Source organism: Sneathia sp. DSM 16631 (assembly GCF_014892235.1).
Taxonomy (GTDB): Bacteria; Fusobacteriota; Fusobacteriia; order Fusobacteriales; family Leptotrichiaceae; genus Sneathia; species Sneathia vaginalis.
On record NZ_JADBHL010000002.1, the window covers coordinates 118,236 to 140,224 of the forward strand.

Annotated in this window: 20 protein-coding genes; 5 read left to right on the plus strand and 15 right to left on the minus strand. The window is 29.3% G+C overall.

Annotation, left to right across the window (positions count from 1 at the left end):
- Positions 1 to 10 precede the first annotated feature (10 nt).
- Together IMK15_RS02115 and IMK15_RS02120 are read left to right on the plus strand one after the other, a co-directional pair.
- Entirely contained in the window at positions 11 to 1,006 is a 996-nt protein-coding gene (locus tag IMK15_RS02115) for a 2-hydroxyacid dehydrogenase (protein ID WP_192941709.1), read from the plus strand.
- A gap of 8 nt (positions 1,007 to 1,014) precedes the next feature.
- Entirely contained in the window at positions 1,015 to 2,010 is a 996-nt protein-coding gene (locus IMK15_RS02120; protein ID WP_192941710.1) for an AEC family transporter, read from the plus strand.
- Positions 2,011 to 2,020: 10 nt separating this feature from the next.
- Here the strand turns inward: IMK15_RS02120 and IMK15_RS02125 are convergent, their stop codons facing one another.
- From IMK15_RS02125 to IMK15_RS02170, 10 genes are all read right to left on the minus strand, one after another.
- Positions 2,021 to 4,378, minus strand: coding sequence for a heavy metal translocating P-type ATPase (locus IMK15_RS02125; RefSeq protein WP_192941711.1), 2,358 nt, complete (start codon positions 4,376 to 4,378; stop codon positions 2,021 to 2,023).
- Positions 4,379 to 4,455: 77 nt separating this feature from the next.
- The gene (gene rpmF, locus IMK15_RS02130; protein ID WP_046329121.1) at positions 4,456 to 4,650 is read right to left on the minus strand and encodes a 50S ribosomal protein L32; all 195 of its coding nucleotides are present in this window, start codon (positions 4,648 to 4,650) and stop codon (positions 4,456 to 4,458) included.
- An 88-nt stretch (positions 4,651 to 4,738) separates the two neighbouring features.
- A complete protein-coding gene (locus IMK15_RS02135; RefSeq protein ID WP_192941712.1) occupies positions 4,739 to 5,434 on the minus strand; it encodes an L-ribulose-5-phosphate 4-epimerase in 696 nt (231 codons plus the stop codon).
- A gap of 1 nt (position 5,435) precedes the next feature.
- Complete coding sequence (locus IMK15_RS02140; protein WP_192941713.1) at positions 5,436 to 6,287, minus strand: L-ribulose-5-phosphate 3-epimerase; 852 nt, start codon at positions 6,285 to 6,287, stop codon at positions 5,436 to 5,438.
- Between the two features lie 7 nt (positions 6,288 to 6,294).
- Positions 6,295 to 7,356: an L-ascorbate 6-phosphate lactonase gene (gene ulaG, locus IMK15_RS02145; RefSeq protein ID WP_046329124.1), complete on the minus strand. Its 1,062-nt coding sequence runs from the start codon at positions 7,354 to 7,356 to the stop codon at positions 6,295 to 6,297.
- A 144-nt stretch (positions 7,357 to 7,500) separates the two neighbouring features.
- The gene (locus tag IMK15_RS02150) at positions 7,501 to 8,943 is read right to left on the minus strand and encodes a BglG family transcription antiterminator (protein WP_192941714.1); all 1,443 of its coding nucleotides are present in this window, start codon (positions 8,941 to 8,943) and stop codon (positions 7,501 to 7,503) included.
- 7 nt (positions 8,944 to 8,950) lie between these two features.
- Positions 8,951 to 9,994 carry a hypothetical protein gene (locus IMK15_RS02155; protein WP_192941715.1) on the minus strand — a complete coding sequence of 348 codons (1,044 nt, stop codon included), beginning with the start codon at positions 9,992 to 9,994 and terminating at the stop codon, positions 8,951 to 8,953.
- 35 nt (positions 9,995 to 10,029) lie between these two features.
- Positions 10,030 to 10,317: a PTS sugar transporter subunit IIB gene (locus IMK15_RS02160; protein WP_046329127.1), complete on the minus strand. Its 288-nt coding sequence runs from the start codon at positions 10,315 to 10,317 to the stop codon at positions 10,030 to 10,032.
- Positions 10,318 to 10,329: 12 nt separating this feature from the next.
- Complete coding sequence (locus IMK15_RS02165) at positions 10,330 to 11,814, minus strand: PTS ascorbate transporter subunit IIC (protein WP_046329128.1); 1,485 nt, start codon at positions 11,812 to 11,814, stop codon at positions 10,330 to 10,332.
- A gap of 12 nt (positions 11,815 to 11,826) precedes the next feature.
- Positions 11,827 to 12,273, minus strand: coding sequence for a PTS sugar transporter subunit IIA (locus IMK15_RS02170; protein WP_046329129.1), 447 nt, complete (start codon positions 12,271 to 12,273; stop codon positions 11,827 to 11,829).
- Positions 12,274 to 12,490: 217 nt separating this feature from the next.
- On the opposite strand from IMK15_RS02170, the gene ahpC reads away from it, so the two are divergent.
- From ahpC to IMK15_RS02185, 3 genes are read left to right on the plus strand one after another with little or no spacing between them, the layout of a single operon-like run.
- Positions 12,491 to 13,057 carry an alkyl hydroperoxide reductase subunit C gene (gene ahpC / locus IMK15_RS02175; RefSeq protein WP_192941716.1) on the plus strand — a complete coding sequence of 189 codons (567 nt, stop codon included), beginning with the start codon at positions 12,491 to 12,493 and terminating at the stop codon, positions 13,055 to 13,057.
- Complete coding sequence (locus tag IMK15_RS02180) at positions 13,057 to 13,650, plus strand: thioredoxin family protein (RefSeq protein ID WP_192941717.1); 594 nt, start codon at positions 13,057 to 13,059, stop codon at positions 13,648 to 13,650. The genes ahpC and IMK15_RS02180 overlap by 1 nt, the downstream gene beginning before the upstream one ends.
- Positions 13,643 to 14,251 carry a copper homeostasis protein CutC gene (locus IMK15_RS02185; protein ID WP_192941718.1) on the plus strand — a complete coding sequence of 203 codons (609 nt, stop codon included), beginning with the start codon at positions 13,643 to 13,645 and terminating at the stop codon, positions 14,249 to 14,251. Before IMK15_RS02180 ends, IMK15_RS02185 begins: the two co-directional genes overlap by 8 nt.
- 10 nt (positions 14,252 to 14,261) lie before the next feature.
- On the opposite strand, the gene ruvX is transcribed toward IMK15_RS02185, so the two are convergent.
- Genes ruvX through IMK15_RS02210 form a run of 5 tightly spaced genes read right to left on the minus strand, consistent with a single transcriptional unit; the run spans position 14,262 to position 21,952 of the window.
- Positions 14,262 to 14,699, minus strand: coding sequence for a Holliday junction resolvase RuvX (ruvX, locus tag IMK15_RS02190; RefSeq protein WP_226869162.1), 438 nt, complete (start codon positions 14,697 to 14,699; stop codon positions 14,262 to 14,264).
- The gene (locus tag IMK15_RS02195; protein WP_192941719.1) at positions 14,699 to 15,487 is read right to left on the minus strand and encodes an ADP-ribosylglycohydrolase family protein; all 789 of its coding nucleotides are present in this window, start codon (positions 15,485 to 15,487) and stop codon (positions 14,699 to 14,701) included. The genes ruvX and IMK15_RS02195 overlap by 1 nt, the downstream gene beginning before the upstream one ends.
- Positions 15,488 to 15,497: 10 nt before the next feature.
- The gene (alaS, locus tag IMK15_RS02200; protein ID WP_192941720.1) at positions 15,498 to 18,074 is read right to left on the minus strand and encodes an alanine--tRNA ligase; all 2,577 of its coding nucleotides are present in this window, start codon (positions 18,072 to 18,074) and stop codon (positions 15,498 to 15,500) included.
- A gap of 43 nt (positions 18,075 to 18,117) precedes the next feature.
- Positions 18,118 to 20,694 carry a DNA mismatch repair protein MutS gene (gene mutS / locus IMK15_RS02205; RefSeq protein ID WP_192941721.1) on the minus strand — a complete coding sequence of 859 codons (2,577 nt, stop codon included), beginning with the start codon at positions 20,692 to 20,694 and terminating at the stop codon, positions 18,118 to 18,120.
- Entirely contained in the window at positions 20,684 to 21,952 is a 1,269-nt protein-coding gene (locus tag IMK15_RS02210) for an MFS transporter (protein ID WP_226869163.1), read from the minus strand. The genes mutS and IMK15_RS02210 overlap by 11 nt, the downstream gene beginning before the upstream one ends.
- Between the last annotated feature and the right edge of the window lie 37 nt (positions 21,953 to 21,989).

The window sequence follows — 21,989 nt, forward strand, 5'->3', positions numbered from 1 at the left end:
GGAATAAAAAATGAAAGTCTTATGTTATGGTGTCAGAGATGTAGAAAAACCATTCTTTGAAAAATTAAATGAAAAATTTGGTTTTGATTTAACTCTAGTTCCTGAATACTTAAATTCAGTAGAAACTGCACAATTATCAAAAAATCATGAAGCAGTAATATTACGTGGAAATTGCTTTGCAACAAAAGAAGTCCTTGATATATACAAGGAAAATGGTGTTAAATATGTTTTAACTAGAACTGTTGGTGTTAACCATATTGATAATGCTTATGCTAAGAGTATAGGTTTAAAAACTGCATTTGTACCATTTTATTCTCCTAATGCAATAGCAGAATTAGCTGTTACACATGCTTTAATGCTTTTAAGAAATATGGCTTTAACAACTAGTATGACTTCTAAAAAAGATTTCAGATGTGTTTCACAAATGTTCTCACGTGAAATTAGAAATTGTACAGTAGGTGTAATTGGTTTAGGTAAGATTGGATTTACTGCAGCAAAACTATTTAAAGGACTTGGTGCTACTGTACTAGGTTATGACCTATACAAAAAAGAAAATGTAGAAGATATATTAACTCAAGTAGATCTTGATTATTTAGTAAAAAATAGTGATATCATATCACTTCATATTCCATTTATTAAAGAAAATGGTCAACTTGTTACTAAAGAATTTCTAGATAAAATGAAAGACCACGCTATATTAATAAATACTGGACGTGGTGAAGTAGTTGATACTAAAGCCTTAATTCAAGCACTTAAATCTGGTCACTTGGCTGGTGCTGGGCTTGATACAGTAGAAAAAGAATCTGGAATATTCTTTAAAGATTTTTCAAACGGTTCAATAGGTAACGAAGAATTTGAACAATTAGTTGCTCTTTATCCTAGAGTTACTCTATCTCCACATATAGGTTCATTTACAGATGAAGCTGTTAAGAATATGATAGAAACAAGTTTTGAAAATCTACATGAATATATTTCTACTGGAGATTGTAAGAATAAAATAAAATAAGGAGTTCTATGACAAAATTAAGTGAAATATTAAATACGGCATTTTTATCCGCAATAGCTTGTACTGTTATTATTATACTAATAGGATATTATTTAAGAAAGAAAAATATAGTGCCTGAAAATTGTGCAAATGCTATAAGCTCTATGTCTTTGAGTGCAACATTGCCACCATTAGCTTTTACATCTTTTATGCAAGATATTAGACCTGAAACATTTACTACTGGAATGAACGTTCTAGTTTTCAGTTTTGTTGCATATATATTCTTAATAATGCTAGGGTATTTATTCTACTTTAAATATACTGGTAGATACAAAAAAGCACTAATTGTATTTACAGCTTTTGGTTCAACAACATTTTTTGCAATACCAATTATAGACGGGATAATAGGGTCATCTGGTACTTTATACGCAAATATATTCAATATTGGTTATAGGGTGTTTCTATATACATTTGGTTTAATTATGATGAGTGATATGGAATTTGAGCTAAAAAACCTTAAAAAGATATTTTTAAACCCAATAATTATTGCTACTTTTTTAGGATTAGTTTTCTGGCTTTTACAAAATAGATTCCCCATACTAAGAATTGATAGATCATTTAAACCTTTATTCTTTGTATTAAAATCTTTAGCACAAACATCTGCACCTCTTGCATTCTTTGCAATAGGTATGACATTGGCTAATGTTTCTTTAAAAGAATGTATAAAAGAAAAAATGACAATAATATACTGTATATTACGTTTAGTAGTAATACCTGCAATATTTCTAGTATTACTTGTATTACTAGACTATATAGGAATAAGATTTGAATACAACGCTGTTATAGCTATAATCATCATGCTAACAACACCACCTGCAACGGTTGCTGTTTCTTATGCTATAAAATACGATAATGAGGCTGTATTAGCATCTAATATTTCATTAATTGGAACCTTTATATCAATAATTTTAATAATATTCTGGGTAATAGTCTTAACAATTGCCCATGGTTATGGAATAATATAAAAATAGTCCCTTAAAAATTGGGACTATTTTTTTTGATTCTTTTAGAATTTAATATAGCAACTAGGGCAACTCCTACATCGCCAAACACTGCTCCCCATAATCCTGCAAGACCTAATACTCCAAGAATTATGACAATGAATTTAACTAGTAATATTATTACTATATTCTCTAGTACTATATACTTCATCTTTTTAGCTTTCTTTTTCAAAAGTGACACATTCATTAATGTATCTGTATTAAATACTATATCACTTGCACCTATAGCAACATCGCTTCCAACTCTTCCCATAGCAACTCCCACATCAGCCGCAGCTATTACTGGAGCATCATTGATACCATCACCTAGATACATTATCTTATCAACTAATTTCTTTTCTTCTAAGATTTTTAATTTATCTTTAGGTAGTAGGTTATAGTAACAATCATCTATTGCTAAAGCATTTTTTACTTCAAGTGCTGATAATCTATTATCACCTGTTAGCATTGCAATATTTTTTATACCAACTTGTCTCATACACTTTATTGCTTCTTTTGTATCTTTTTTTATTTTATCTTTAACATATATATTCAATACATATTGTCCATTAAATGCAACGTTTATATTCGTTCCATACTCATCTTTAATATTTTTAGCACTCTCTGGAATGTTAACCTTGTTCTTTTTCATCATATTGTCATTACCAACTAAAACTAAGTACTTATCTGTTTTAAGTTTGATACCTTGACCTGCTATTTCAGACAATTCTATGACCTTTATATCCTTACCAAAAGTCTTATCTTCTGTACCCGCATTTAAACTAAATTCATGATTATTACACAAGTCTTCTTCAGAATGTCCTATACGATGTCTATACTCATCAACATACATTGCCTTATCATTGTTTTTGCTATGATCTTTTGGCTTATGACAACAACCACAGTGCTTACAATAACTAATAAATTCCATATATACATCATCATATTGAACCTTAGTTAATCCATATTTTGCTTTAATAAACTCAATAATACTCTTAGCAATTGGGTGATTAGAGTTATTCTCAGCTATATATATATGCTCAAATATTTCTCTTTCTTCCAAATCTCTAACATTATCGTAATATTCATTTACTTCTGATACATGGAACTTCCCTTCTGTTATTGTACCAGTTTTATCTAAAAATACTGTATCAACTTTTTCTATAGTATCAAATATGTTTATAGCCTTAACCAATATACCCTTTTTAGCTAATGCCCCTACACCTGTAAAATATGTTAATGGAATACTTAATACCAATGCACATGGGCAAGAAATTACAAGTAAGACTATACTACTGTAAATAGACCTCTCAAATGTTACATTTTTCAAAAATAGTGGTGGTAATATTGCTACTAATATAGCTAAAACTATTATACTTGGTGTATACCAATTTGAAAATTTAGTTATGAACTTATCTGCCTTAGTCTTTTTGTGCATAGAACTTTCAATCAACTCTACCAATTTAAACATTGAAGAGTCTTCATATGTATTAGTTACTTTAAGGATAATCTTAGAATTCATGTTTATAGCACCAGCATAAACTTCTTGCCCTATATCTATATGCTTTGGCATACTTTCTCCAGTAAGTGCTGATAAATTAAATTCTCCAGACCCTTTTACTACTATTCCATCCAAAGGTACTTTTTCACCTGGTTTAACTAGAATATATGAATCTTTTTTTACATCTTCTATTTTTACTTCTTCATAAGTTTCAGTTTCATTTAATATTACATTAGCTGTCTTTTCTTTTAATTCAAGTAAATTTTTAATATCTTTTCTTGAATTAATTATTGCTATATTTTGGAAATACTCTCCTATAGCATAAAAAAGCATTACTCCACAAGCTTCTTCAAATGAACCAATTAAAAATGCGGCAATTGTAGAAATACTCATTAATACTTTTTCATCAAAAAAATCTTTTTTTGTCACACAATTATATGCCCCTATTAATATTGGAAGGCCTATAACAAGGTATGCAAAAATATATACGGGTATGAAAAAGTAATATAGCTCATAGTCTACATATCTAAATTTTTGTAATAATTCCACTACAAAAGCAACTACAAATAGACAAAGCGAAATTATTATTAACATACGTTCTTTATCTAATGTAGCTAATTCATGGTCTGCATCTATATCTGCCTTGCTTTTATTTGCTTCCAATACACTAACTTCTGGTTCTATGTATCTTATATCTTCTTTTACTTTTTCTATATCACTAGTCGATATTATCATAGTTTTAGTTGTAAAACTAATACTAACTTCATTGACATAGTCTTTTTTTAATAAATACTTTTCTAATTTTGTTGCACAATCTGCACAATCTAATCCCTCTAGCCTATATTTTTCCATAAAAATACTTTTACCCCCAAACTATTTATAGTCAGATTATACAATATAAAAAAAAAGAAGTCAAAACTTCTAAATATTTATTCTGCTTCTTTTTCTTCTTTAGCATCTGCTAAAACTTTTCTTCCTCTATATAGCCCTGTTTCTAAATTTACTCTATGTGGTCTTCTTACTGTTCCATCTGCCTCAACTATAAATGAAGGTGCTGATATCCCATCATGTGATCTTCTCATATTTCTTTTCGCTTTAGAGGTTCTCTTCTTTGGTACTGCCATTTGAAGACTCCTTTCATTTTTTACGTTAACATAAGAATTATACTCAATTACAGGTTTTTTGTCAAGGAAAAACACTTTATAATTTTTTTTATTTTACATCATTACCATAATAAGCATTTTTACCATGTTTTCTATTGTAATGCTTATCTTGGATGCACTTAGGAGCTTCTTTAACATCTTTATTTATCATCTCAGTTAATATTGCCATTTTTGCTACTTCTTCTAAAACAACTGCATTGTATACAGCTTTTTTTGCATTTTCACCCCATGAAAAAGAACCATGGTTTTTGCATAATATTGTAGGTGTTGCCATATAGTCTAATTTTTCAAATGTTTCTATAATTACCTTACCTGTATTTTTTTCATATGCTTCATTTATTTCTTCTTCTGTTAGGTTTCTACTACAAGGTATATCACCATATATGCTGTCTGCGTGTGTTGTTCCATAACATGGTATATTTCTTCCTGCTTGTGCAAAACTTGTTGCATATGTAGAATGTGTATGAACTATACCTCCAATTTTGCTAAATGCCTTATAAAGTTCTACATGAGTTGGTGTATCAGATGATGGTTTGTATCTACCTTCTACAACGTTACCTTCTAAATCAACTACAACCATATCATCTGGAGTTAATTTATCATAATCAACACCACTAGGCTTTATTACAAACAATCCCTTTTCTCTATCTATTTCAGAAACATTTCCCCATGTAAACTTCACCAAATTATACTTTGGTAAGTCCATATTAGCTTCATATACTCTCTTTTTTAATTCTTCTAACATTTTAATGTTCCTTTTCTATTTCATCTAACATTGTTCTAAATGTACTTACTGCAAACCTTATATCTTTTTCAAAGTCTTCTTGTCCAACATACCACAATTCTGTAACATATCTTCTAACACCTATATTCCACAACTCTTCTAAACACTCTCTAAAGTTTACGTGTCCTGTTAAAAATGGTATTTCTCTATAATGACCTGGAATACTTTCCTTTATATGTGCTGCAACAGTTAAATGTTCACCTTCTTTAATATCATCTAAAACATCCTCGTTATATATCAAAGATGAATTTTTAATATTACCTAAGTCTGGATATATCTTTAAAAATGGTGAATTAATATATTCTACTACTTCTTTAGCTTTTTTTACTGTATCCATAAATGGTGTTTCCATAGTTTCAAAAGCTAACATTACACCATATTTACTAGCTATTTCTGTCGCTTTTTTTAAGTTTTCTAAGAATAATTCTTTAGTCTTTTGGTTACCTTTTTCATAATATACATCATAACCTGCAAGTTGTATTATTCTCACACCTAAACTATCCGCTAACTTAATCGCCTTTTCTATTATCTCCATACTTCTTTTACGAATATTCTCGTCTAAAGAACCCATAGGATATTTTCTTTGTCCTGATAAGCACATACTTCGTATATTAAAGCCTACTTTTCTCATAGCAATAACTACATCATCTACAGTTTCTTTATCCCAATCTAAACGACTTAATTTTTCATCTGTTTCATCTATACTAATTTCCATAAAGTCATAACCAAGTTGTTTAGCTAGTTCTAATTTTTCTTTAATACTTAAACTATTAGGCATAGCTTTTTCATATACCCCTAATACATATTTTTTCATAATTCTCCTATAATATTTGTAAGAATGGTAAATCTGTCTCCATTTCAAATGCATCTTCAAATCCACGTGGGTACATATATTCCATATCATCTTTGTTATCTGGATATATGAACTTACCACCAGGTTGCCAAATATATGGTTTAAACTTGTATTTTAATCTCTTTCTTCTCATTTCCCATAATACTAATATTTCATTTGTATCTGACATAAAGTTAGTCCAGATATCATGGTGTATAGGTATAATTACATTAGTATCTAAACTTTCAGCTACTCTTAATACATCTGAAGCTGTTAATTTATCTGTCATACCTCTTGGATTTTCTCCAAATCCTACAAACGCAACATCAACTTTGTGATCTTTTGCATGTTTTACATAATAGTTTGAATAGTGTGAATCTCCAGCATGATAAATATTTCCTGCATCTGTTTTTACTAGATAATTTACTGCCATATCATCCATATCAGGTGGTAATTTACCTTTCAATACAACATCTTCACTTACTGTTAATAACATTGTTCTATCAAATGATTCTAACATAACTATTTCCATATCTTTGATTTTTACAATATCACCTGGTCTAACACAAACTATTCTTTCTTCAGGCACTCCCCATTTTCTCCATAAATCACAACAACTCTTAGGACCAATAAATTTAGCTTCTGGACAATTTTGTGTTATTGCTGCAGCGACATTTACATCTATATGATCACTATGACTATGAGTTGCTAATATTGCATCTATCTTTGTAATTTTAAATGGATCTATTAAGCAAGGTGTGTTTCTTAAATTTGGTTGTAATTTAACGCAACCACAAGCTCTTTGATGTTGGTGTTTTGGTTTCATAAATTTATTTTTCTTAGTTCTCTTACCAGTTGATAGCCATAAATCTATACAGATATTAGCACCACCATTTGTTTTAATCCATGTACCCATATTTCCAAGCCACCACATAGCGACTTTACCTTTTTCAACAACTTCTTCATCAATTTCTTCATTTAGCCAAGTTCCCCATTCAGGAAATGTGTTTAGAATCCAGCTTTCTCTTGTTATTTCATTAATTTTAGACATTGTATCTCTCCTTATGCTTTTTTTATAGAACGGTTTTTTATATTTATTTACTTACAACTTTATTATATTTCATAAAAGAAATTAAAGAAGTCCAATTTATTACTATTGATGTGTTCAATATTGGGATAAAAAAAAGAAAGGCTTTTAACCTTTCTTGTATATAGCTTTTACGATATTAACCATATCACTATCTTTAAATACACTATCTACTATTACCACTTCTTTTTCTACGTCTAAAACCTCTGTAGATACTATTAAATCTATCTTCGATAAATCTATTTTATATATCTTAGACTTTCTAATAATATCTTCTATTTTGACATTTTTTAATAAATTTTCTATTTTAACTTTTATTAATTTTTTAATAATAGCACTTTCATCTGTTACAATTAATATCCTACACTTTTTCTTTTTATACACTCTTGCAAAAGCCATAGTTAAAACTGCAATATTTTCTGCATTAAAATCATCATCTATTTCTTTTGCAATTTCATAAATTATATCATACAACTCTTTGTATTCTTTTTTTACTTTATCACAATCAATATCAAACGATATTATCTTATACTCTCTTCTAACGTATATAACCTTTAGATATGTAACTATGTCGTTTATAATCTCATCTTTATCATCTATTTTTACCTTAGTCTTTAGACAGAACTTGTCTACCATATCTTTTGCATACTCTATATATTTTTCATACTGTTTACTCTTACTATGCACATCAAGCATTTTGCCTGTACTAAGTACAATTAGAGTAAATAGCATTAATACATTATCGTTATACTCCAATTTAAGATCTACAAACAAATCCTTTAAGTATCTATACTCTAGTCTTTCCTTTAGTATATCTGTTCCTTTTATACACTCATTACTATTATTCAATGAAAATAGATAAAGGTATGGAAAAGAAAATATTAAATTATCTAATTCTTTAGGTGTAATTTCTTTACCTAATTTTTCTTCAAAGTATATTAGCTTCTCTATTAGTAGTGATATAAACTCATCTGTAAATATATAGCCTAAATTACTATACATCATCAAGAAATACTGAATGAACTTAGTATTTTTCGAATTAAATATCTCTTTTAAGATACTGTATAAATACTGAATTTCAAATAGTACTGGACCTTTTAATATATATCCACCTTTTGTAGCTGTCACCAAGTCAAGTTTTTCATTGAATTTTTTTGTTCTTTTCTTAATTTCCTTTATGTCACAAATTACAGTGTTTTTTGTAACTAAAAATTTATCAACCAAATTTTCTACCGTGTGCTTTTTAGGATAAGTTAAAAGATAAACTGCCATAGCTTTTCTTCTCTCATCTGTACTTAATGTATATTCTACATCCTTTATTAGCAATCTTAAGAAGTTTTTCTGACTTTCATTTATACATATCCCTTTTCTTGGTATATTATACACCAAGTCTATTCCATTCTTTTTTAATTCAATATTAACTTTTTCTATAGCATAATATACTATTCTTCTACTCTTCCCTATCTTCAACGCTAAGTCTTTAACAGTTAAATTAGTACTTGAGTTTATGAAATTAAAAATCAAATCATATGTTACATTGTCTATAAACATTATACTCCTACTCTACTATGTATAAAGCAATTTCATTTGTTTCCCTATTAGCAGCTATTAGATATTGTTTACCATCTTTTTCAAAGTAGTTTACGTTTGCTGCACCAACATTTTCGTCAATTATATCATATTCATAGTCATTATTTCTATAACGTAATATTATTGTTCTCATTTCTTCTCTTCTGTGTCCAATAACAACAACTTTTTCTCCATTTAATTCTCCTGCCCATATTGCATGCAAGAACATCATATCTTCAGGAAATTCTTTTACTAACTTATACTTTTTATCTATTAGCTTATACACTCTTAACTTATGACCGTGGAAAGGTGATAGAACTACTAATTCCTTATTACCATCATTATCTAAATCTATTAGTGTTGCATCACTACCTGGATCACTTATCAATTGTTCAACATTCCACTTATCGCCTAATTTTTTAGGTGGTGTGTAAAGATAAACTCCACTATCACATGAAACTATTCCTTTTTCTTGACCATCTTCTACTATTCTGTAATATCCATGATTTTTTAACATATTTTCTTGTATAACTGTACAATCTTTCTCAGTTATGACATCACAATGTTCTAGATCATCTGGTAATACTGTGAAATATGTTTTACCAGGACTACGCCAGTCATCCTTGTATTCATGATTTGTCTTTAATGCACAAATTAAAAGATATTTTGTTCCATCCTCACCTTTTAATACATCAAATCTATGTGCAAATGGTACAATTGCAATTACTCTTGTCTTAAAATTATACTTTCCATCAGAAGTAACATAAACAATTTTTGCATTCTTTGAATCATTAGGTGAATAAAATTGTTGAGTTGCTAAAAACTCTCCATTTGTGCCTTCTAGAGGAACTATACTCATTGTTCCACCTATACCATCCCATATTGTAGCTTTTCTTTCTAAATCATGATTGTAGATGTAGCATTGGTCATCCTTTTCAGCTGCAACTATTATATGATGTTCATTATTATACATAATATTTGCTATACAGTAGCACTTTGTCAATTCATCTAAAACTTTTTTTGTTATCTTCATATACTCTCCTATCTATAAAGGGTGGCACTGCCACCCTATATTATTCCATTTTCTTTTAATCTTTCTTCCATTTCTTTATCAGATATAGGATTTTTTAAACCTATGACTATCTTACCTGCTTCTATAGCTTGATTAAATTCCTTGATGAATGCTAAAGGGCATAGAGTTACATCAAACATCTTTGCTTGACCTTTACCTTCAGATAAAGAACAGTGATGTACCTTTGAACATTGTATATTATTACGTTTAATTACCTTTTCTAAAGTTAATTTCATCATTAAACTAGTACCTGCACCATTTGCACATGAAACTAAAAATGTCATAATCTTATCCTCCTATTTAATATTTTTTCTTCTCTTGTATTCTTCATAATCTTCAGTTATTAAGAAGTAATTTTCTTTGTCTTTCATATATTCTAATTGTGGTATTAGAACTAAAATAACTACTATTAAACCTACACCTATGTAGCTTAAGTACTTCATTAATACTGTGAATACTGGCCAAACAACTGCCCAATCCCACATTCCTAAATATCCACCATAAGCTGCCATTCCAACAAAACTTGCAATAAATGCTGAACCAAATACTTGCAATAATCCTGAAATGAATGGGAAAATTAATGTTGCTTTAAATCCACCTTTACTATTTGCATAAACACCTATTGTTGCATTATCAAAGAATACTGGAACGAATCCTGCTACTATTAAAACTGGTGATTTCAACATAATTAATGTTATTATCGCAACAAATTGACCTATAGCACCTGCTAAAAATCCAATAGTTATTGCATTTGGTGAACCAAAGTTATATGATATAGCACAGTCTACTCCTGGAACAGCACCTGGTAATAGCTTGTCAGATATACCTTTAAATGATTGTGTAAGTTCTGCTATAAATGTTCTAACTCCTAATTGCAATATTGCAAGATAAACTGCAAAGTGTAAGCAAGTTTCTAGAATATAGAAGAAGAAGTTTGCATCTGGTTTTAAGAATTTATGTTCTACTAAGAATGGTTTTCCTAATAGTGTTAGTATAGCTCCAAAGAATATTAGCATTAATACACCAGTTGATACCATATTATCATTGAATATTGACATAAATCCTGGTAAATTAATATCTTCTATTCTCTTACTTCCTTTTCTTCCAGCCTTCATATCTGCCTTTGCCATCTTATCAGCTAAGTATGTAAATAGTGCTACTCCAAACATTTGTTGGTGGGCTATTGTAAATCCTGCACCATCTGTTAATTCTTGAGAATATTTAACTAATAGGTTTGAACCTACTGCCCAGTATAGTCCAAGTAATATAGCCATTACTATTAATAGCTTAATATCGTGAGTTAATAGACCTGGAAGAGCAAATAAGATTAACCAGTATGCTGTTGCTGCTTGTTGTAATTGAACGTGTCCTGTTGTAAATACTGATCTTAATTTTGTTATTCTTGAGAATCTAACAAGTAATAAGTTTGTAATAAAAGCTATTGCTAATAGTAAAACTACTCCTGAGAATCCTTTACCAAATACTTCTTTTACTCCTGCTTCTACAGCATTTTGACCAAAGTATGGGTCTATAACAACTGCATGTAAATTGTATTTTTCTTTTAATCCTACTAATATAGGTCTAAAGTTTTTTACTAATCCTCCTGAACCAACTGATAGAATAAAGTACCCTATAATCGCTTTAAGTGTTCCACTTAAGATTTCATACCATGGTTTTTTCAATAGAATGTAACCTATAAGCACCATAAATCCTATAAAAAATGCTGGTTTAGTTAAAATGTTTGTTAGGAAAAACTTCCAAATCAATGCAATATATTCCATATTGTACCTCCACTATATATCATATTTCTCTGATAATTTCTTTAAATCTTCAATATTATTAATTTTAAATAATTCTTCTTTTAATTCGTCGTTCAATAAGACTTCCATTAATTTTTGTATGTTTTCTATATGAACTTCTTTGTCTTTAGATGCTAATGTGAAAAATAAGGTTGCCTCATTTTCATCATCAAATTTTACGGGCTCTTCAAATTTTGTGAAAGAAATCTTTGTATTATATACATTTTCACCTTGTTCTGTTGAATGTGGCATTGCAATACCAGGTTCTATTACTATATACGGCCCATATTTTTTTATACATTCTATTACTTCTTCACTGTACTTATCACTTACAACCTTATTATCCACCAGTGCTTGACAACTTTTTCTTAAAGCATCTTCCCATGATGAAGCTGAGGTATAAAATGCATAATTTTTTTCTCTTATTATCTCTTTTAACATGTTTTTCTCCAAAAAAAATCTAAAAAAAATGGCTTATACTCAATCACACAAAAATGTGACGACATAAACCGCTCTCTATAATATGTAAGTAAATAACCTTCTACGCAAAGTATACCTTGAAAATAAAAAATGTCAACTTTTTTCTTTGTAAAATATACTTGACATAATATAAAAGTTGTACTAAAATAGAAATATATTGAAGGAAAGAGGTATAATTATGGCAATAATCGGAAAAAAATTAGAAGATTTTACAGTTAATGCTTATCACAACGAAAGTTTAGATGTAATTAACTTTGAAAAAGATATATTAGGTAGTTGGTCACTATTCTTCTTCTATCCTGCTGACTTTACATTTGTATGTCCAACAGAATTAGAAGATTTACAAGATCACTATTTAGAATTCAAGCACTTAGGATTCAAAGTATTCTCTGTAAGTACAGATACTCATTTCTGTCATAAAGCATGGCATGATACATCTGAAAGAATAAATAAGATACAATACTCTATGATAGGAGATAAAACTGGTAAATTAGCACGTATGTTTGATGTTTATGATGAAGAAACTGGATTAGCTAATAGAGGTGCTTTCATTGTAAATCCAGAAGGTGAAATCGTTGCTTGTGATATCACAGCTGATGGAGTTGGTAGAGAAGCAAGTGAAATATTAAGAAAAGCTACTGCTGCTAAGTTCATAGCAGAACACCCAGGACTAGTTTGCCCTGCAAAATGGAAAGAAGGAGAAGAAACTCTAAAACCAGGTCTTGATTTAGTAGGTAAACTATAATGCTCTTAGATGAAAATATAAAGGGACAACTAAGAGAGTATTTCAAGAATATCACAAGACCTATTGTTTTTCATACAAAAAATACTAATGATAAAATGAATGAATTTTTAAATGAAATAATAACTTTAAATGAAAATTTAAAAATTGAAAAAGATGATAACTTAGATTGTCGTGATAATTCTTTTGAAATATTTGATGGTAATACTGCTACTGGCATTGTATTCTCTGGCATACCTGGTGGTCATGAATTTAATAGCTTTATACTAGCAATATTATCAATATTTGGTTTAGGTGAAAAATTAACACAAAGCCAAATAGATTTTGTAAAAGATATACATGATAAAATAAATATAGATGTATTTATCAGTCTATCTTGTACATTCTGCCCTGATGTTGTACAATCTTTAAATAGAATAGCTCTAGTTAACAAAAATATTAGAGTGAATACTATAGACGGTAACGAATATATTGATGAAGTAAGAGAAAAAAGAGTAATGGCTTCTCCTAGTTTGTATATAAACAATAAATTTGTTACATCAGGTGCTCAAAGTACAGATAAATTAATTGATATAATAAGAGGAAGACATGATTAAAGAAGCTTGTATAGGTTCAATAAAAGAAGCTCTACTTGCACAAAAAAATGGTGCAAATAGAATTGAACTTTGTGATAATTTAGAAGAGGGTGGAACAACTCCATCGTATGGGACTATTAAAAAATATATTGATATACTAAATATACCTATAGCTTGTATGATAAGACCTCGTGGTGGGAACTTTACATACACTAAAGAAGAAATTGAAGTTATGATAGAGGACATCAAAGTTTGTAAACAACTAGGTGTTGAATCTGTTGTGTTTGGTGTTTTAAAAGAAGACAACACATTAGATATTGAAAATATGAAAATATTATGTGATGTAGCAAAACCTTTAAATATTGTTTTTCATAAGGCAATTGATGAAACTAAAAACCCTTTAGATTTAGTTGATACACTATATACCCTTGGAGTTAATAGAATCCTTACTTCTGGTACAAAAAATACTGCTATTGAAGGTAGTGATATTATTAATTCTTTAATTGAAAAATGTAGAGATAAAATAACTATAGTTGCTGCAGGTAAAGTTACAAAAGATAATCTAGAGTACTTAAGTAATATATTACATACAGACCAATTTCATGGTAAAAAAATTGTATAAAAAATTGGACTTATTCGGTCCAATTTTTCTTATTCATAATCTTTTTTTTATCTAAAAATGTCTGTAATATTATTGTTGCTGCTACCTGATCAACAACTTGTCTTTTTTGCTTAGCATTTTTCTTAGAAGTTCTTAAATAGAATTCAGCTTGTTTTGTTGTCAATCTTTCATCAATATAATATATATTGATTTTAGGTTCTTTTTTCTTTAATTCTAGTGAAAACTTTTCTACCTTTTCTACCTGTATTTCACTATTACCATTAAGTCTTAAAGGTTTACCTATTACTAACTCGTAGCTATTTTCTTCCTTACAAATTTCTAATATCCTTGTTATAGCATCTTCTTTTTGCCTATTTATCGTACAATATCCAGTAGCTAATATCTCAAGTGTATCACAAGTAGAAATGCCTACCCTTGTATCTCCATAATCAATCCCTATATACTTCATTATCTTCCTTCTATATATTTCTCAAAATCTTCTAGTATTTTAAGTAATGGTTTATCTAAAAATTTTTTTGCTTCCTCTTGCATACTTTTTTCTATACCATAATATGCCTGTGCAACGCCTCCACAAATAGCACCTATAGTATCACTATCTCCACCAATTGAAATTGCATTTCTTATTGCATCTTCAAAACTATTAGATTCAAAAAATGCTTCTAGGGCTTGTGGAACACTATTTTGACAAGTTTCATTAAATTCATAACTGTCTCTTATTTCATCTAATTTAAAGTCGATGTTATAGTAATTTTTAATTACATATTCTTTGATTTCTTCTTTTCTTTTACCTATTCTAGCAAGATATATACAACACGCTATAGCTCTTGCACCCTTTATACCTTCAGGATGATTATGACTTACACCTGTTACAATATCAGATAATTTCACTGCTTCTTCTAAGTCTTTTGATAAAAATCCCACAGCACTTATTCTCATAGCAGCACCATTACCAAAGCTATTATATGGTTTAGGGTTATAGAATATCCAATCAAAAAAGTTAAGTCCATACCCACAATCTGGATAATTTCTACCTATAGTTTGCATATAGTAAATAGCTTTCTCTTTTAAATCTGAATAATCTTTTTTACTCTCCATTAGTGCTTTAGCAATAGCTAAACTCATAATGCTATCATCAGTAAAAAAGCATTCCTTTGAAAAGAACTCAAAATCTTTTTTCCTATAATTATTAAACTCAAAACGTGACCCAACAATATCACCTATAATAGCTCCTAGCATGATTACCTCTTTAACATAATATATTTTCTACTTTTTCTAATGCTTCATTTAATTTTGCAACATCTTTACCACCTGCTTGTGCAAAGTCTGGTTTTCCACCACCATTACCACCTGTAATTTGGGCTACTGTCTTAACTATATCTCCTGCCTTATACTTCTTAGTTAATTCTTTTGATACTCCACAAGCAAATCCTATTTTATCATCATTTACTGTTGCAAGTAGAACTATTACGTTATCTACTTTATTCTTTATCTTGTCTATATAAGTCTTTAAGTCTTTTTGTTCTGCTTTTACCTTTTTAACTATTAGACTTACTCCATTTATATCCTTCTTTTCACTAATTATTCCAGATATTTTATGACTTATTAATTCATCTTTTAAGCTTTCAACTTCTTTTTCTAATTCTGTATTTTTTTCTATGCTCTTTTTAACTGTATCTTGTAATTGATGTACATCAGTCTTAAATTCATCTGCAACATTTTGTAGTAAATCTCTACTTTCGTTTACATAATCATATGCACCAAATCCTGTTACAGCTTCTATTCTTCTAACTCCACTCGCTTTTGCTTGTTCAGATAGAATATAGAAAGAACCTATAACTCCTGTGCTAGGACAGTGTGTTCCTCCACAAAGTTCTGCTGAATATCCAACTATATCTACTACTCTAACTATATCCTTATACTTTTCATCAAACAAGGCTATTGCACCCATTTTATCAGCAACATCCTTTGTTGTGTTAGTAACTTCTAGTTTCATATCTTTTTGTATGATTTCATTAACTCTTCTTTCAATTTTTCTTAGAGTTTCTTTATCTATTGCCTTACCATAAGTAAAGTCAAATCTTAATCCCTTATCATATACTAGTGAACCTGCTTGATTAACATGATCTCCTAAGATTTCTTTTACTGCTCTATGTAAGATATGTGTTGCTGTATGGTTTCTCATTGTCTTAGATCTAAAGTCTTTATCTACTTCTAGTTCTACTATATCTCCAACACTAGGTATTTCACCATCGATTGTAACATAGTGAATGAATATATCAGACTTCTTTATTAAATCTTTAACTGTTGCCTTGAAACTATCGTTATATATCACTCCATGGTCACTTACTTGTCCACCTTGAGCAGCATAAAATGGTGTCTTATCAAATATCATTTCATATGTATCTTCATCTTTTTTTGATATATGCAGAATTTCTGCTCTATCTTTTAGAGTTTCATAACCAGTAAACTTAGTTTCACCATGTTGTTTGTAGAAATTAGAGATAAATTCATCTTTTATCATATCACTCATAACTACTCTTGAGCTTTTTGATCTTTGCACTTGTTCTTCTAACTTCTTATTAAACTCTTCTTCAGAAACTTCTATATTATGTTGTTCACACACTAACTTAGTTAATTCAAATGGGAAACCAAATGTATCGTATAACTTAAATGTTGTACTTCCATCTATTTTTATCCCTTTAGTTATATCATCTAAAAGTAATTCTGTTCCAGCTTTTAATGTCTTAGCAAATTTTTCTTCTTCAGATTGTATAACATCTTTAATTTCTTCTTTTTTATCTACTAATTCTGGATAAGCTTCTTTCATAGTTTCAACTACAGAATCTACTATCTTATACAAGAAAGTTTCACCCTTATTAAATATTTCCTTATTTGCAATACTTCCAGCACCATAAGCTCTTCTTATTAATTTCTTTAAAATATATCCTCTTCCTTCATTTGATGGTAATACTCCATCACAAATTAAAAATGTAGCTGCTCTTACGTGGTCTGCTATTATTCTAATTGCTGTATTATCTTTTTCAGTTAAGTTTACTACATCCTTAATACTCTTAATTATCTTTTCAAATATATCTGTATCAAAGTTATTAGACTTATGTTGTACAACAGAGGCAACTCTTTCTAATCCTGCTCCTGTATCTATATTCTTTTCTGGTAATGGAACTAAACTTCCATCTTCTTTTCTATTCCATTCAGTAAATACTAAATTCCATATTTCAAGGAATCTATCTCCTTCATCTCCAGGCTTGCAATTTATTTCTTCATTGTTTTTACCCATATTTAAAGTGTCATAATATATTTCACTACAAGGTCCACAAGAACCTATAGGTCCTGCTGCCCACCAGTTATCTTCATCACCTAATCTAACTATATGTGTTGGGTCTATACCTATTTCATCTTTCCATATGTTGTATGCTTCATCATCAGTCTTGTACACTGAAACATAAAGTCTGTCTTTATCTATTTTCAACACTTCTGTTATATATTCCCATGACCAACAAATTGCTTCTTTTTTAAAGTAATCTCCAAATGAGAAATTCCCTAACATTTCAAAAAAAGTATGGTGTCTTGGTGTTCTTCCAACATTTTCCAAGTCATTAGTTCTTATACATTTTTGATATGTTGTTACTCTTTTTGTAGGAGCCTTTTTTTCTCCTAAAAAGAACTTCTTAAATGGTACCATACCTGCTACTGTTAAAAGTAGAGTTTTATCTTCTGGTATCAATGAAGCACTCTCAAAATGTTGATGTTTCTTACTTTCAAAAAATTCTATAAAGCTTCTTCTTAATTCATTACCAGTCATAATTTTTTCCTTCCTATTGCTTTTTTCAATTATTATACCACACCTATTCAATATTGTTAACAAAGTCCTTTAAGTCTTGTAAGATATTTAATGCCTTTAATGGTGTTATATTATTAATATCTATCTGTTTAATTTCATCTCTTAATTCTTCTAATTCTTCATTTCTTTTTTCTTCATTCACTTTTTCTACATAACTAGGATTATCAAATAGAGATAATTGCCCTATATTCTCATTTTTCACAACCATGTTGTTTCTATCTTCTAACTTAGAAAGTATTAGCTTAGACTCTCTTAATATACTTTGAGGTAAACCAGCTAATTTAGCAACATATGTTCCATAAGATTTATCAGCACTTCCACAAGTTATTGTTCTCAAGAAAATTACACGAGAATTCTTTTCTTCCACATTTATTCTGTAATTTACCACTCTTTCATACTTAGATTCTAACTCATTTAATTCATGGTAGTGTGTTGCAAATATTGTTTTTGCACGAATATTATCATGTATATATGATGATATTGCTGTAGCTAGTGCCATACCATCATATGTTGATGTTCCACGACCAACTTCATCTAGTATGATAAGACTCTTACTTGTAGCAGTATTTAATATTTGTGAAACTTCACTCATTTCAACCATAAATGTACTTTGCCCAGTTAATATATCATCACTAGCACCTATTCTTGTTAAAAACTTATCTACTATGCATAGATTTGCTGATTTTGCTGGAACATACATTCCAATTTGTGCCATTATACATATTAGTGCTATTTGTTTCATATATGTTGATTTACCTGCCATATTAGGCCCTGTTAGTATTATGAAGTTCTTTTCTTTGGTAAAATGTACATCGTTTTCTATAAACTGAGTGGAGATAAGTTGTTCTACTATTGGGTGTCTACCGTTTAGTATGTGTATTACTCCCTCATCATTAAATTCAGGTAAACAATATCCATTGCTTATACTAACAAATGCATATGATGCCATTACATCTATATACGCCACTATATTAGACAATTGTAGCAAGACATCTTTTTCTTGTTTGATAAGATTGCTTAATTCTTTAAACAAGTTATACTCTAACTCTACTAATCTAGCCTTAGCATTAATTATCTTATCCTCGTATTCCTTTAGCTCTTCTGTTATATATCTCTCACAATTTGCTAATGTTTGCTTTCTAACATATCTACTCGGAACATCCTTTATATTCGTTTTTGACACTTCAATAAAGTAACCAAACACCTTGTTATACTTAATCTTTAAAAACTTAATCCCTGTTTTTTCTTTTTCCTCTTGCTCTATATTCACCAAATACTCTTTACCATGTTTAAGTATCATATTTAATTCACTAATTAAAGGATTAAAGTTTTCATTTATCATACCGCCTTCTCTTACAGAAAATGGTGGATCTAGAACTAAATACCTGTCTATTTCATTACATAATTCTCCTAAAAAATCTGTTTTAATACTAGAGAACTTTTCAGGCCATAGTTCTATTATTTTAATATAGCTTTTGAAAGTATAGTATAGGGCTCTAATGTCCTTTGCATTTTCATTACCAAATACTATTTTACTTAATATTCTTTGCATATCATAAGTACTAGCTAAATTCTCTCTTAAGTCTTCTCTTAAAAGTGTATTATCTATCAAGTATTTAACATCTTTTTGTCTTTCTATTATCTTATCCTTATCTATTAAAGGATAGTTAATATATTCTTTTAAAAGTCTTGTACCCATAGCTGTTTTACACTTATCTAGTACCCATAAAAGACTACCATAGCTTGTTTTATCTCTCTGATTCTTTATTAACTCCAAATTCTTTGATGTATTAATATTTATACCAGCATAATTACCATCATTTATTACCGTAATCTTCGGTATGTTTATATCCACATTAATCTGTGTTTCTAATATATACTCTAGTAAACCTGCACATGAATCTATTAATGTCTTATCATCTAACCCAAAACTATCAAGACTAGTCAAAGAAAAATAGCTACTTAAAAATTCCACAGAATTTTTAGGCTTGTCTATTATACTCGTACTTATTTCTTTCCCATTCAAATATTCCTTAACATTAGGATAAGTATACTTTGTCATTAATAGTTCTTTTACATCTAGCATATATATTAATGAATTAATATTTTTTGTATCTACTATACACGCATTAAACACCCCTGTCGTTATATCCACATAAGAAAAATATGCCTTATCATTTTCTGTAATAACACAAGCTATGTAGTTATTAGACTTTGCATCCAAATTTTCTACATCTATTACAGTACCTGGAGTAATGACTTTAATAACTTCTCTTTTTACTATACCTTTTGCAAGTTTAGGATCTTCCATCTGCTCACATATTGCGACCTTGTAACCTGCATCAACCAATTTTGAGATATATCCACTAACACTGTGGTATGGAACTCCTGCTAAAGGAACATCCTCACCTTTTTCTCTATTTCTCTTGGTTAATGTTAAACCTAAGACCTTAGATGCTATTATTGCATCGTTAAAGAACATCTCATAAAAGTCTCCCAATCTAAACATTAATATCTCATCTTTATACTTTCCCTTTATTTCATGATATTGCTTCATTAAAGGAGTTGTATTATCTTTCATTTCTTACACCTTGCTTTACAACTAACTTAAAAAATACAACCAACATACTGATTATTGTAATTATTGTAACTATTACAAAAATTATCTTTGGATCTTCTTTTACTGACTTTGAAAGTACTACATATATTCTATCACCAAAAAATATTCCAAAGGCAAAAAATGCTTGAAATATACCCATACTAATATTTCTATTCTTTTGTTCAAAATATTGTAGTGCTATTGAGATAAGTGAAATATATGTTCCACCATAACCAAAGCCATTAAATATATATCCAAAAAAGGCTAAGTATGGATTGTTGGTAAATAGGATTATTGCATAAAAGCACAAAAAGCTTCCAAGACTTAGTAATAGTGTCTTTTCTATACCTAATTTTTTCTTAAAATATGTACCAACTAATACACTTGCTATTAACTGTGGTGTTGCAAACATAGTATCAAGATACGCTAGCATTATTGCTGGCATATTTAAGTACTTTCTAGCATACACTATCATATTAGGACCACTTGTTGAAAACTTTACAAATGATATTATTATCCCTATCACACAAACCACTAAAAATCTTTTGTTTGTTAGGACTATTCTAACTTTTTCTCTTGAAAATTGTGATTTGTTCTCGATTTCTCTCATATTCATACTGATGATAAAAGAGATTAGACCTATGGTACAAGAAAATAGCCAAAGATAATTGTAGTTCTTGTAACTCCCATATGTCCCTATATACTGTATAGGTGCTGCCATAAATTCTGCTAATAGAGGAGCAACTGCTAAAATAGACGCTGATACTGATGCATTACTTTCAGAAAATGTTTCAGAAAACATTACATTAAATACTGCTAGCATAGATGCACCTAATCCCATAGCTAATGAAGAATAATATACCGCCTCTATACTTGGTCTTTTAAACACTGTAAACGACGTTACTACTATTATCCCCATAGCAATTTGTATAAATACTTTTCTTTTTTGTAATATATCTGTTAAAAAAAATACTGGAAGTCTTACTATACAGCTAATAAGTCCATATGCAGATGTAACTTGAGAAGCAATTATTAGACTACCTCCAAGTCCTCCCATACTTATTGGGTCTACTATATACACCTTCCTATATGCCCTTATTATACTAATACTTGTCCAAAATAGGACTAACATCCAAAATATTATCTTTTGATTTTTGTTTAATTTGTACTTTTTAGATAATACGTAGATTATCACACCTGTAAATATTACCATTACTATTGATAAAATTATCTTCCCCATTCATTCTCCTAACTTTGTCATATTATCTCTAATTATA